Here is a 14,059-nt window from a genome sequence, read left to right as displayed (position 1 = left end):
GTTTAAACCCTCTTCCATCTCGTCCCTTGAGCTGTATCTTCCAACAGAATGCCACGCTCTTTTAAATCATCACGAATTCGGTCTGACTCTTGGAAATTACGCTCACTTCTTGCTTGAATCCTTTGTTCAATTAACGTCTCAATCTCATCATCAAGAAGTTCCGCTTCTGGTACAAACGATACGCCAAGTACTGTGCCCCACTCTTTTAGTGTTGTCATCATTAGTTCTAATACACGTTTAGAAGTGTTTGGTTCCTGTAGGTAGCGATTTCCTTCTCGAACAAACTCAAAAACATTCGTAATCGCATTCGCAGTATGGAAATCATCATCCATATCATCAATAAAACGCTTTTTAAATTGCTCAATGCGATTTTCCATCACATCTGCTTCACCTAAGTCAGCCGTTTCTTGGATTCGATGTTGAACGTTTTCAGCAAACGTGTGAATTCTTACTAGACCCGACTTCGCTGATTCAAGTAACTCATTGTTAAAGTTTAACGGATGGCGATAATGCGCTTGTAAAATGAAGAATCGAATGACACTAGGGTCATACGCTTTAATCAGATCATTTACTAACACAAAATTGCCTAGTGACTTCGACATTTTTTCGTTATCAATTTGAATGTAACCGTTGTGTAACCAATAGTTCGCCATCTTCTTTTCATTAAGGCTTCTGATTGAGCCACTTCATTTTCATGGTGTGGAAACGCAAGGTCTTGACCACCCGCATGGATGTCAATCGTGTCACCGAGGTATTTCTTAACCATTGCTGAACACTCAATATGCCAACCGGCCTCCCTGAGCTCCACGGCGCTTCCCAATTCACTTCACCATCCTTTGCCTTCTTCCACAATGCAAAGTCTAACGGATCACGCTTTTGTTCACCTACATCAATACGTGCGCCTGAACGAAGGTCATCGATCGATTGACCTGACAACTGCCCATATGAAGGGAACGCTTTTGTATGGAAGTAAACGTCTCCATCCGCTTCATAGGCATAGCCTTTATCAACTAACGCTTGAATAAACTCAATAATCTCAGGCATCGTCTTAGTTACACGCGGGTGTCATCGGCTTCTTTCACACCGAGCGCTTTCGTATCCTCATGAAATTTCTCAATAAAACGTTCCGCTAGCTTAAAAGCATCTTCTCCATTTTCTTTAGCAGCTTTAATAATTTTATCATCAACATCTGTAAAGTTTGATACGTATTCCACTTCGTACCCTTTATATTGTAAATACCTGCGCACCATATCAAATACGACGACAGGACGTGCGTTTCCAATGTGAATGTAATTGTATACCGTAGGTCCGCATACATACATTTTCACTCGCCCTTCTTCTAAAGGACGAAACTCTTCTTTACTACGAGTTAACGTATTGTACATATGAATAGCCATCGGCTTCACTCTCCTTTATGCTCTTGCTTCAACTCTTTTAACTCTCGGCGCAAGCGTTCAACCTCTTTTTCGAGTAATCGAAACGCTCGTTCTCAGGATCGGGTAATTGATGGTGATCCAAGCTATCGCTCACACGCACTCCGTCTTGGACAACAACACGTCCTGGAATCCCGACTACCGTACTGTTTTGAGGTACTTCATTTAAAACGACTGCCCCAGCTCCAATGTTAGAATTGCGACCAATTGTCATCGATCCTAACACTTTTGCGCCAGATGCAAACAAAACATGATCTTCCACTGTAGGATGTCGTTTTCCTTTTTCTTTCCCTGTTCCACCAAGAGTTACTCCTTGGTAAATCGTTACATCATTTCCAATTTCACATGTTTCCCCAATCACCACACCCATGCCGTGATCAATAAACACACGCTGACCAATTTGTGCACCTGGATGTATTTCAATTCCTGTAAAAAAGCGACTAATTTGAGATAAGACTCTTGCAAACAAAAAGAGTTTCTTTCCCCAAAACCAATGCGCAATCCGATGAAGCCAAATCGCATGAACCCCAGAATACGTTAGAATGACTTCGAATCGACTTCTTGCTGCAGGATCTCTCGTAAACACAACATCAATGTCGTTTTTGAATGTCCGCCACATGGCCTCCCCCTCATTCTTTCCAATCGTTTATGTTTATTCCTATTCCATTAGAAACACGGTCATTTTTTTCTTAGCTTACCCTAATCGGTTACGTACTAAGCTCTACTGTAACAAACATTGCTTTATCTGACGAAAGAAATGATTCCAAAATAAAACGCCCCTGTGCTAAGGCACAGAGACGCATTCCACGTGGTTCCACTCTGTTGAGGCACGTCTTTCTATACCCCACTCATTCGTTAATAACGGCTCTTCACCGCTTTTGCCTACTTTGATGTTCCTTTCAGCAAAAGACTCCGAGGTGCATTTCAGCAAGGTGACCATTCAGCCTTTCCCACCAACCGGCTGTCTCTGGAAATCGCCGCTCTTGCTTACTTTCCTCATCTACATGTTTTACATATGTTATTGTTGTGCTGCTTTTTGAACTCTCTTTAAGACCGTTTCTTTTCCAATTAGTTCAATTGCTTTTGGCAATTCTGGTCCATGTGTTTGACCACTAACAGCGACACGGATTGGCATAAACAATTGCTTGCCTTTGTAGCCTGTTTCCTTTTGAACGGCTTTAATCGATTTTTTAATTGCATCTGCTTCAAATACGTCCAGCGACTCGATTTGTGTTGCAAAAGCACTCATAACTGCTGGTACATGCTCAGAAGCAATGACTTCTTTCGCTTCTCCATCATAGTCTACGTCTTCTTTGAAAAAGAGTTCCGTTAACTCTACAATTTCTGCAGCGTAATGCATTTGCTCTTGATACATGCTTACTAGCTCAGTGACCCACTTGTGATCGTCATCAGACAACGTCTCTGAAATTTTGCCTGCTTTTTGCAAGTACGGAATACAAAGCTCCGTAACACGCTCTAAGCTTGCTGCTTTCATGTATTGATTCCCTACCCATGCAAGCTTCGCTTCATCGAAGACAGCAGGTGCTTTTGATACACGGTCTAAGCTAAACTGCTCTTTTAATTCGTCGAGAGTGAAGATCTCTTCTTCACCTACTGGAGACCAACCAAGTAACGCTAAGAAGTTCACAAGCGCTTCTGGTAAGTACCCGTAATCTTGATATTGTTCAACAAACTGCATAATTGACTCGTCACGCTTGCTCATTTTCTGACGATCTGGATTTAAAATAAGTGGTGCATGTGCGAAGGTCGGTTGATTCATTCCTAGTGCGTTAAAGACCATGACTTGTCTCGGCGTATTGGACAAGTGCTCTTCTCCACGAATGACATGAGAGATCTTCATTAAATGATCATCAATCGCAACCGCAAAGTTGTACGTTGGAACACCGTCTGTTCTTGCAATAACAAAGTCACCAATTCCATTCGCTTCAAAAGTTACTTGTCCACGGATTGCGTCATCAATGACAATCGTTTCACCTTCAGGGACTTTAAAACGTACAACAGGCTCAATACCCTTCGCCTCGTATTCCGCACGCTGCTCTTTCGTTAAGTTACGATCACGACCGCTATACTTCGGCATTTCACCGCGCGCAATTTGCTCTTCACGCTCTTTCTCAAGTTCTTCGGTCGTCATATAACAGTAGTATGCTTTGTCTTCCTCAAGAAGTTGATGTAGATACTTCGTGTACGTATCCATTCTCTCCATGCTTCGGTAAGGACCGTAAGGACCGCCTTCATCTGGACCTTCTTCCCAATTCACGCCTAGCCACTTCATACTGCGAAGAAGCTTGTCCGTGGCCACCTCGATGTTTCGAGCTTGATCTGTATCTTCGATACGGATAATAAAGTCACCATTATGTTTTTTTGCAAATAGATAATTAAACAGAGCTTGTCTTGCGCCACCAATGTGCAAATGTCCAGTTGGACTTGGTGCAAAACGTACACGTACATCTGCTGTCATTAAAAACACCGTCCTATTTAGTTCTTATCGTTAGTATAGCATGCAAATGCCTATATTCATGCATTAATCTTCAATAAGTAATACCGTCGCAAGCGAAGCGATTCCTTCTTTTCTACCTGTAAATCCAAGCTTCTCAGACGTCGTGGCTTTTACATTCACTTGACCAATTGTAACCTCTAATAGCTCACTAATTCGTGTGCGCATGTCTTGAATATGTGGTGCCATCTTCGGCTTCTCAGCAATAATCGTACAATCTAGGTTCCCAAGCTTTAAACCTTTGTCGGTAACCAGCTTGTACACTTCTTGTAGTAATTTAGCTGAGTCAGCCCCTTTATAAGCCGGGTCTGTATCAGGAAAATGCTTACCAATATCTCCTTCTGCGACCGCTCCAAGTAGTGCATCTGAAATTGCATGGAGCAATACATCTGCATCTGAATGTCCTTTTAGGCCAAACTCATAGTCAATCTTCACCCCACCTATGATGAGGTCTGTATCTCTTTCCAATGCATGAACGTCAAATCCTTGTCCTATTCTCATTCTGAATCTCCCCTTCCTTGTCGCTGACGTAAAATAACATTCGCTACTGCTAAATCAAAAGGCGTTGTTAATTTAATGTTGTCTTCATTACCAAAAACGACGGTCACTTCTTTCCCCATGTACTCAACAAGGCTTGTGTCGTCTGTTCCGACAAATTGATTCGTAAAAGCATTTTGGTAGGCTTCATGAATCATTGGATATGTAAATGCTTGTGGAGTTTGCACAGCAACAAGCGGTTTTCTCGGTACAGTTTCTACAATGTTCATATGCTCATCAATACGCTTAATCGTGTCCGTCACTGGAGTACCTAATACGGCTCCTTGCTCGGCGGTTACGTAAGTTAGCAGCTCATGTATTTGTTCAACTTCGATAAAAGGTCTCGCTCCGTCATGAATGATAACCATTCCTTCACGATCGTCTACCGCTTTAATCCCTTCAAACACACTTTCTTGTCGTTCCGCTCCGCCTTCAATGACTTTATCGACTTTCTTTAACGCATATTGTTGGAATAAAGCTTCCATTTGTTTAATCTCTTGATGATTAGCAACAACAATCACTTGCTTACACATTGGGTCTCTTTCAAACACTTGTAATGTATGAATAATTACAGGGCGATCATTTAGTTGTAGAAATTGCTTATTCTTTCCCGCTTTCATACGTTTTCCCTGACCTGCTGCGGGAATGATCACGGTATACGTCATAATCGCTCTGCCCCCTTTATTCAAAGTAAAAAGGTCGTACAAAGACGACCATTCTTAATCATACAACTAGAGAACCGCATAAGGCAACTGTCTCAAATGCCATCATGTACGGTTCTCTAGTTAATAAACTTATAATGCTTTTTCTTTCTCAACGATCTTTGGTTTTGCAAAGATCATGCGACCTGCACTCGTTTGTAAAACACTCGTCACGATGACTTCAAGATGCTCGCCAATATATGAACGACCTTCTTCAATCACGATCATCGTACCGTCATCGAGATAGCCGATGCCTTGTTTTTCTTCCTTGCCATCTTTAATGACCTGAACGTGCATTTCTTCCCCTGGTAATACTACCGGTTTCACAGCATTAGCCAGATCGTTAATATTCAGAACAGAAACACCTTGTAAATCACACACTTTATTCAAATTAAAATCATTCGTTACGACAATCCCATTTGTCTTTTGTGCCAACTTCACAAGCTTACTATCGACACCTTGAACATCATCAAAGTCAATGTCTTCAATTTTCACTTGAACTGGGAGTTCCTTTTGAATTTGATTTAGAATATCTAACCCTCGTCGACCACGATTACGCTTTAATGCATCCGAGGAATCTGCAATATGCTGTAATTCATCAAGAACGAATTTTGGAATCACAACGGTTCCTTCAAGAAACCTCGTCCGACAAACATCCGCGATTCGACCATCGATAATAACACTCGTATCAAAAATCTTAATCGGTACTGCTGTATCCGTTGAAGACTGTTCATCTCGTTTCTTCTCTTTATTACTCATCTTCCCAAAGCTTGATACTAAAGAGACGAGCTCATCCCGTTTTTGTGAGCCGATTCTGTAACCAAAATACCCAAACAAAATAGTAATAAAGATTGGGAGAACCTGACTTAAGATCGGAACTGAAAATTCACCAATCGGAATACCAATGAGGTAAGCCACCGTCAAACCTAACACTAAACCAATCGTACCGAACAATACATCGGTAATTGGAGCTTTCACAATCGCTTCTTCCACAATACTCATCGCTCTAGCAATTGGTCCTGCTAACCATAAGCTTAACAAGAAGAATATCCCGGCCCCAACTAACCCGCCACATAATCACTCGCTATCCAGCCGGGTAGCTCTAGGGATAAAATTGAAATAAGTTCGGGATAAAAAATAAAGCCGAGCGCACCGCCAAGAATAACAAAGAACTCTTGGACGATTCGTTTTAACATAACTTCCACCTCCTACCACTCATTATGGACAACGTTTAACTCTTCTAATCTTCGATCTAAGAAATTCATAGAATCATTTCTTAAAGGTGAAGATTACTATACATTGTAACCCTTACAACGGCGTATCAATCACATTAAATATGACGATCAATAAACAACTGTTCTTGAACCCTCTCTAACCTTCAACGACTAGTCTTGCACGGGTTTCGCCAATTCCTTCTACATTTTCCAAGTCTTCCAAAGTCGCCTCAGTCATCGCGCTAATCGTCTCGAAATATTGGACAATGTTGTCAATTACAGCCGATGGCAATCTCGGTATACGATGTAAAAGACGGAATCCCCTTGAATGTAAAACTGGGTCTTGTTCCCTCCGTAGCTTCAATCCGAGTAACTTACGAATGTATTCATCTGTAAAGGAATGTTTAGCACTACTCTGTTGCAACGCATGGAATGCCTCTTCAGCTGTGATCTCATCCTCATTTACATAGTCTTTAAAGAGTAGAAGAGCTTCTTTTTCAACGTTTGTGAGCAACTCATTTAATTGCATTGTAATGAGACGACCTTCATTCCCTAGTTCATGTACGTAAGTAATGAGTTCACGTTTCACACGTAAAACCATTTCGATACGGTGAATAACAGGTGCTACATCTTGGAAAGATACAAGTCCTTCAAACTCTAATGCACCAAGGTTTGTCATACTTTGGTCTAGAACTGCTTTATATTTTTCGAGTGTCTGGATCGCTTGGTTTGCTTTCGTTAAGATAACACCCATTTCTTTTAACGTATATTTAAATTCACCTTGATATAGCGTAATGACATTTCTTCGTTCAGATACGGCGATGACTAACTCCCCAGTTTGCCTTGCCACTCGTTCTGCTGTGCGGTGACGCATGCCGGTTTCATCAGAGAACACTTTATTGTCAGGGATTAACTGTACGTTTGCATAGAGGATTTTCTGGATATCTTTACTTAAGATAATAGCACCATCCATTTTTGCAAGTTCGTACAATTGGGCTGCAGTATAAGGTGCTTGGATATGAAAGCCTCCATCAACAACCTTTTTTACACTGTCGGTATATCCAACGACAATGAGCCTCCAGTCCCTGCACGCAAAACATTATCAATTCCATCTCTTAATGCTGTTCCTGGGGCTAAAAAAGGGAATACATTTTCAATAAAATGATTGCGACTAATCTCTGACATTACGATTCTCCTTTACTTGCTATCTTCTTTTTGCTCGCTCGCCTAACATAACGGCAAGTGCTTCATCTAAAGAATGTACTCCGATCACTTCAACCCCTTTCGGAACGGTCCAATCACCGAGGTTTTTAGCTGGTACAATACAACGTTTGAATCCAAGCTTTGCACACTCTTTCACACGCTCTTGAATTCTTGATACCCTTCTAATCTCTCCGGTCAAACCTACCTCACCGATGGCGACATCTGTAGGCTTTGTAATTTCATTTCGAAAGCTCGAAGCAATACTAATCGCAATCCCCAGGTCAACGGCAGGCTCATCAAGCTTCACGCCACCCGCAACGTTGATATACGCATCTTGATTTTGTAATAACATCCCCACTCGTTTTTCTAGCACAGCCATCAAGAGCGATACCCGGTTATGGTCGACGCCTGTTGCCGTTCTTTTCGGGTTAGCATAGCTTGAAGGGGCAACTAATGCTTGTAGTTCTACAAGTACTGGTCTTGTCCCTTCTAAGGAAGCAACAACAATTGCTCCTGCTACACCGTTGGTCCTCTCCTCTAAGAATATCTCAGATGGATTTAACACTTGGCGGAGTCCTTGCTCTTTCATTTCAAAAATCCCAATTTCATTCGTCGATCCGAAGCGGTTCTTTACCGCTCTTAAAATCCGATACGTATGATGACGCTCGCCTTCAAAATAAAGAACTGCATCAACCATATGTTCAAGCATTTTAGGGCCTGCAATCGCTCCTTGCTTCGTCACATGACCAACGACAAAAACAGCAATCCCTTTTGATTTTGCCATCTTCATAAACATCCCCGTTGATTCTCGTACTTGAGCTACACTTCCAGGAGCTGACGTAATGTCAGGTGTTTGCATCGTTTGTATTGAGTCAATCACAACGACTTCAGGACTCACTTGATCTACAGCTAACTCGATCGCCTGAGTATCGGTTTCAGTATAGACGTACAACTGATCTGATTGGGCATGAAGACGCTCAGCGCGCATCTTGGTTTGTTTAACGGACTCTTCACCCGATATGTAAAGAATCTTTCGCTTGTTCTCAGCAAGGATTGCCGAAAGTTGCAATAGCAGTGTTGACTTCCCAATTCCTGGGTCACCACCGACGAGTACAAGTGAACCTGGAACAATGCCACCTCCGAGTACACGGTCTAATTCTGACAAGTTCGTTGACATTCTCGGTTCATCTTCTCGCGTTACTTTTGTAATGACTTCTGGCTTCGACTTTGTGCCAGATAATCCCGCCATCTTAGCGGTTGATCTTGATTTTTTAGGAGTCTCTAATTCTTCAACTAACGTATTCCAGTTCTGACAGCCCGGGCATCTGCCCATCCATTTCATGGACTCGTAGCCACACTCTTGGCAGACGAACTTTGTTTTTGTTTTTGCCATAATTCCCTCCCTTTATTTGTCGTGTTTTATTAAATAACGTTACATGTACAGAAAGAGCCGGGAAGTGTCCCGGCTCTTCTCGCAATTACGTGGTTGCCGTTTCTTTAAGCTCGACGACAAACTCACCATCTTTATAGTCGATGACCGCTGTTTCACCTTTTTTAATGCGTCCTCTCAGAAGTTCTTCGGAGAGTCGGTCTTCCACTTGTTTTTGCAATGCACGACGAAGTGGTCTAGCCCCGTATTCTGGATCAAATCCTTCATCTGCAATCTTTTCTTTCGCTACTTCAGTTAATGAGAAGTTAATTTCTTGTTCGGCAAGACGCTTTTGTAATTCGTCTGCATGAGACCAACAATTTCTTTAATGTGTTTCTTCTCAAGACTATGGAAAACAATTGTCTCATCAATACGGTTCAAGAACTCTGGGCGGAACGTTTTCTTCAGCTCTCCCATAACCTTGCCTTTCATATCCCCGTATTTCGCATCTTCCGATTGTGTCGTAAACCCAACATATTTGTTTTCTTTTAATGCACTAGCACCAACGTTTGAGGTCATAATGATCGCGGTATTTCTAAAGTCGACTTTACGCCCTTTAGAATCCGTTAAGTGACCGTCTTCAAGTACTTGTAGCAAAATGTTAAACACATCCGGGTGTGCTTTCTCAATCTCATCAAGCAAAATGACTGAGTAAGGCTTTTGACGAACCTTCTCTGTTAATTGCCCGCCTTCATCATACCCTACGTAACCTGGAGGAGAACCAACGAGACGACTTGTCGAGTACTTCTCCATATACTCAGACATATCTACACGAAGAACTGCATCTTCGTCTCCAAATAACGTCTCAGCTACTGCTCGTGCAAGTTCAGTTTTACCAACACCTGTAGGCCCTAGGAAAATAAATGAACCAATTGGTCGCTTTGGATCTTTAAGCCCTGCGCGTGCACGGCGAACTGCTTTCGAAATAGCTACAACGGCTTCATCTTGACCAACGACACGATTGTGAAGAATATCTTCCATTCGAAGTAATCGTTCAGTCTCTTCTTCAGCCAGCTTAGCAACAGGAATTCCCGTCCAGCTCGCAACCACCTCAGCGATGTCATTCATTGTCACCTCGGTATTCTCTTGCCCTTGTTGCTCTTTCCATTCATCTTTTAATTGATCAAGCTCTTCACGCAAACGTTGTTCACTATCACGTAATGAAGCGGCTTTTTCGAATTCTTGACTTTGAACAGCTGCATCTTTTTCCTTACGTGTTTCGTCGAGCTTTTGTTCCATATCTTTTAAGTTTGGTGGTGCTGTATAAGAACGTAGTCGAACCTTTGAAGCTGCTTCATCGATTAAATCAATCGCCTTATCTGGTAAGAAGCGATCAGAGATGTAACGATCACTCATTTTAACCGCTTCTGAAATGGCTTCATCAGTAATTGTCACACGGTGATGTGCCTCATAGCGATCTCGTAATCCAAAGAGAATCTGCTCAGACTCATCAAGTGTCGGCTCATTTACATGAATCGGTTGGAAGCGGCGTTCAAGTGCTGCATCTTTCTCAATGTAACGACGATACTCATCTAATGTCGTCGCACCAATGCATTGCAGTTCACCTCGGGCAAGGGATGGCTTCAAGATATTCGAGGCATCAATCGCACCTTCTGCGCCACCTGCACCAATTAATGTATGCAACTCATCAATGAAGAGAATGACGTTTCCAGCTTGACGGATCTCTTCCATAACCTTCTTCAAACGATCTTCAAATTCACCCCGGTATTTCGTTCCGGCTACAACAGTACCCATATCAAGCGTCATCACACGCTTGCCACGAAGCGTCTCAGGAACTTCATTTGCTACGATGGCTTGCGCAAGCCTTCTGCTACTGCTGTCTTGCCAACCCCAGGCTCGCCAATTAACACTGGGTTGTTTTTCGTTCTTCTTGATAACACTTGGATTACACGTTGGATCTCTGTTCCGCGTCCAATGACAGGATCCAAGTTTTCCTCTTTAGCAACGTTTGTTAAATCTCTTGCGAGACTATCCAGTGTTGGTGTGTTGACGTTTCCACCAGCTACACCTCCGCCTTGTTGTGTACCGCTGCTTGAAGACTCGTTACTACCTAGAAGTTGTAACACTTGCTGGCGTGCTTTATTCAGACTCACCCCAAGATTATTTAGCACGCGAGCGGCTACTCCTTCACCTTCACGAATGAGACCAAGTAAAATATGCTCTGTACCTACGTAAGAGTGGCCAAGTTTTCTGGCTTCATCCATAGATAGTTCAATGACTTTTTTAGCACGTGGTGTGTAGTGAGGCGTTTCTTGTACCGTGGATTGTGAGCTTTCCGAACCGATTAGGTTCTCCACCTCCACTTGTACTTTCTCTGCACCTAAATTGAGTGCTTGCAAGGCTTTAGCAGCAATCCCGTCTCCTTCACGAAGAAGTCCAAGAAGGATGTGCTCCGTTCCTATATTCGTATGACCAAGTCGCACGGCCTCTTCCTGTGCAAGTGCGAGCACTTTTTGAGCGCGCTCTGTAAATCGGCCAAACATCATGGTCACTCACCTCCGTCTAATATGTTTTCTAGCTTTAATCTTTCGCGAATCAACGACGCACGTCGTTCATCACGTTGTTCTGTCGTTAGTGCTTTCTTCGCGTACTGTTGAAGAAACGCTGGTTGAATAAGAATCATGAGTTCATTGAGAATCTTCGCGTCGATGCCTTCAATTAAGTCAAGATCAATGCCAAGTCTTACATTCGATAAATGCGATGCCGCTTCTACTGATTCTATGATACGACTGTTCGCAAGGATACCGAAAGATCGATAAACTTGATCAATCATTTGTAATCTCTTGGACTCAAGCAGCTTTTCTCGTGCAATTCGTTCTCGCTCAATCAACTGCAAAACGACACTCCGCAAATCATCAATGATATCTGCTTCCGTTTTTCCAAGTGTCATCTGATTGGAAATTTGAAACAGATTCCCTTTAGTTTCGCTACCTTCACCGTATATTCCTCTAACGACAAGACCAATTTGATTAACTGCAGGAATAATTCTTGATAATTGTTTTGTAGTTACGAGTCCCGGAAGGTGCATCATCACTGATGCGCGAAGCCCTGTTCCTACGTTTGTAGGGCAACTCGTTAAATAACCGCGCTTTTCATCATATGCATAATCAACGTTTGCCTCAACCCAATCATCCAAAGCATTTGCAGCTTCAAATGCTTCACTAAGTTGCAACCCTGGATATAAACATTGAATGCGTAAATGATCTTCTTCGTTCACCATAATACTTATGGATTCGTCATCACTGAGTACGACCGCCGCTTCTTCGGAACCTTCCGCAAGCTGAGGACTCGTTAAATGTTTTTCAACGAGAACTTGTCGCTCAATGTCTGACATGTTCTTTACTGCAAACCAAGATAAGTTTCCGATTCCATCAAGCGTCGTTTCAGATAGGTTCTCGTGTAAATAGCTGTACACCGACTTTGCATCTTCATTAGATGCTTTAAATGGAAACGAGTAATTAGAAAGGTTCCTTGCTAAACGTACACGACTACTTAAAACGATTTCATCATTTGGACCCGGCTGATTCATCCAAGGGCTAATCGCTTCAGAAATAAATTGTTCAAGCGACATCATTCATTGCCCCCTTCATCGTTTTGTTCACGCTGTAGAGCACGAATTTCATCTCGGATGATCGCAGCTTCCTCAAACTCTTCGTTTTGGATATAGAACTGCATCTTTTCCTTTAACTTTGTAACCTTACGTTTGTGCTCAAGCTTTCCCCCTATACGCTTTGGAATTTTACCTCTATGAACATGATTGCCACCATGGACACGTTTTAGTATGGGATCGAGCTTTTCTTCAAAAGCTTGATAACAATGTGAACATCCAAATCGACTATTTTTTACAAATGCTGAATAGCTCAACTTACATTTCGGACAACTTAATTCTGCCTTTGGCTTTTTAAAATGGATTTGGCCTAACGGAGGATTAGAAGAATCTAAATTCAACATTCCAGACAATAAATCATGAATGGAATAATTGTTGTTCCCAGGTAATGCTTCACCTTGCTCTTTAGCACAATGTTCGCAGAGATGCTTCTCTGTTTTTTTGCCATTTACGATCTTCGTAAAACGAAGCGTTGCTTTTCGCTCATTGCAATGTTGACAAAGCATTTGCACACCCCCTCTACCTACACCTTATACTTCAAACTACTTAACATCGCTTTTAAAATGTTTGCACGCAATACATCTCGATGTGCCGCCTGGTTTAATGCAAGTACTTGACGATCAATCGTTGCTTTCATTAGTAGAAACTCACGTTTCGTAATAACTTTCTCATCTAGTAGACGGCTAATAACACTCATAGCTCCAACTTGGTCTACTTGCTTGCCAATCAATTTAAGAAGATGATCGATTAATTCAAGATCATCTGAATGGGACACTTTTTGAATGCGAATGTATCCGCCCCCACCTCTTTTACTTTCCACAATATAACCTTTTTCAATCGTAAATCTCGTACGAATGACATAATTTATTTGTGAAGGGACACATTCAAAGTGTTTCGCAAGCTCACTTCTCTTTATTTCTATTCGGTTACGTTCCTCTTCTGTAAGAATTGATTTAAGATATTGTTCAATAACATCTGAAATGTTATTGCTCATCATCCACACCCCTTGACCTTGACTATCTTTGACTATAATATAATACATTTATCTCTAACATGCAAGTTAAGAAGGCTTGTATTACTTTTACAAACAAAAAAAGACAAGCATAGGCTTGTCTTGAATCGTTTATGTATGGTGGAGCCTAGCGGGATCGAACCGCTGACCTCCTGCGTGCAAAGCAGGCGCTCTCCCAGCTGAGCTAAGGCCCCAAGTGCTATGATTTGAAGATGGTGGGCCTGAGTGGACTCGAACCACCGACCTCACGCTTATCAGGCGTGCGCTCTAACCAGCTGAGCTACAGGCCCATCTTGCAAATTACAACGGTTGTCCGCTGAAAACTGAATGAAAATCAAGCGTTTTCCTGCCCTCTCGAAAACGAGAGGGCGTATCTTATCTTTCCCA

The 14,059-nt window shown here is 42.2% G+C and carries 7 protein-coding genes, 2 tRNA genes, 5 pseudogenes and 1 other annotated feature; all 14 genes and pseudogenes read right to left on the bottom strand.

What is annotated here, in order from left to right:
• Positions 1–2 precede the first annotated feature (2 nt).
• Positions 3–1,397: pseudogene (gene cysS / locus JCM19038_RS15730) on the bottom strand (cysteine--tRNA ligase).
• A gap of 5 nt (positions 1,398–1,402) precedes the next feature.
• A pseudogene (cysE, locus tag JCM19038_RS15725) lies at positions 1,403–2,052 on the bottom strand (serine O-acetyltransferase).
• Positions 2,053–2,223: 171 nt separating this feature from the next.
• Positions 2,224–2,445, bottom strand: a binding site (T-box leader).
• A gap of 6 nt (positions 2,446–2,451) precedes the next feature.
• Entirely contained in the window at positions 2,452–3,912 is a 1,461-nt protein-coding gene (gltX, locus tag JCM19038_RS15720) for a glutamate--tRNA ligase (protein WP_042419886.1), read from the bottom strand.
• 63 nt (positions 3,913–3,975) lie between these two features.
• Complete coding sequence (gene ispF / locus JCM19038_RS15715) at positions 3,976–4,449, bottom strand: 2-C-methyl-D-erythritol 2,4-cyclodiphosphate synthase (RefSeq protein WP_042360766.1); 474 nt, start codon at positions 4,447–4,449, stop codon at positions 3,976–3,978.
• Positions 4,446–5,150 carry a 2-C-methyl-D-erythritol 4-phosphate cytidylyltransferase gene (ispD, locus tag JCM19038_RS15710; protein ID WP_042419884.1) on the bottom strand — a complete coding sequence of 235 codons (705 nt, stop codon included), beginning with the start codon at positions 5,148–5,150 and terminating at the stop codon, positions 4,446–4,448. Before ispD ends, ispF begins: the two co-directional genes overlap by 4 nt.
• A gap of 129 nt (positions 5,151–5,279) precedes the next feature.
• Positions 5,280–6,382, bottom strand: a pseudogene (locus tag JCM19038_RS15705) (PIN/TRAM domain-containing protein).
• Between the two features lie 134 nt (positions 6,383–6,516).
• Positions 6,517–7,585 (bottom strand): annotated as a pseudogene (gene disA, locus JCM19038_RS15700) (DNA integrity scanning diadenylate cyclase DisA).
• A gap of 19 nt (positions 7,586–7,604) precedes the next feature.
• Positions 7,605–8,996 (bottom strand): DNA repair protein RadA, encoded by a 1,392-nt coding sequence (gene radA, locus JCM19038_RS15695; protein WP_042419881.1) that lies wholly within the window; start codon positions 8,994–8,996, stop codon positions 7,605–7,607.
• An 85-nt stretch (positions 8,997–9,081) separates the two neighbouring features.
• Positions 9,082–11,539: pseudogene (gene clpC / locus JCM19038_RS15690) on the bottom strand (ATP-dependent protease ATP-binding subunit ClpC).
• Between the two features lie 2 nt (positions 11,540–11,541).
• Positions 11,542–12,624, bottom strand: coding sequence for a protein arginine kinase (locus tag JCM19038_RS15685; RefSeq protein WP_042420088.1), 1,083 nt, complete (start codon positions 12,622–12,624; stop codon positions 11,542–11,544).
• The gene (locus JCM19038_RS15680; RefSeq protein WP_042419878.1) at positions 12,624–13,166 is read right to left on the bottom strand and encodes a UvrB/UvrC motif-containing protein; all 543 of its coding nucleotides are present in this window, start codon (positions 13,164–13,166) and stop codon (positions 12,624–12,626) included. Before JCM19038_RS15680 ends, JCM19038_RS15685 begins: the two co-directional genes overlap by 1 nt.
• Positions 13,167–13,183: 17 nt before the next feature.
• Positions 13,184–13,654, bottom strand: a complete 471-nt coding sequence (locus JCM19038_RS15675; RefSeq protein ID WP_042419875.1) for a CtsR family transcriptional regulator — start codon at positions 13,652–13,654, stop codon at positions 13,184–13,186.
• Positions 13,655–13,790: 136 nt separating this feature from the next.
• Positions 13,791–13,866, bottom strand: a tRNA-Ala gene (locus JCM19038_RS15670).
• 19 nt (positions 13,867–13,885) lie between these two features.
• Positions 13,886–13,962, bottom strand: a tRNA-Ile gene (locus JCM19038_RS15665).
• Positions 13,963–14,059: the final 97 nt, after the last annotated feature.

Origin of the sequence: Geomicrobium sp. JCM 19038 (genome assembly GCF_000698125.1) — a bacterium.
Classification (GTDB): Bacteria; Bacillota; Bacilli; order Bacillales; family Marinococcaceae; genus Geomicrobium_A.
Note: the sequence above shows the minus strand (reverse complement) of the source record. Positions and strands in the feature narration are given on the sequence as shown.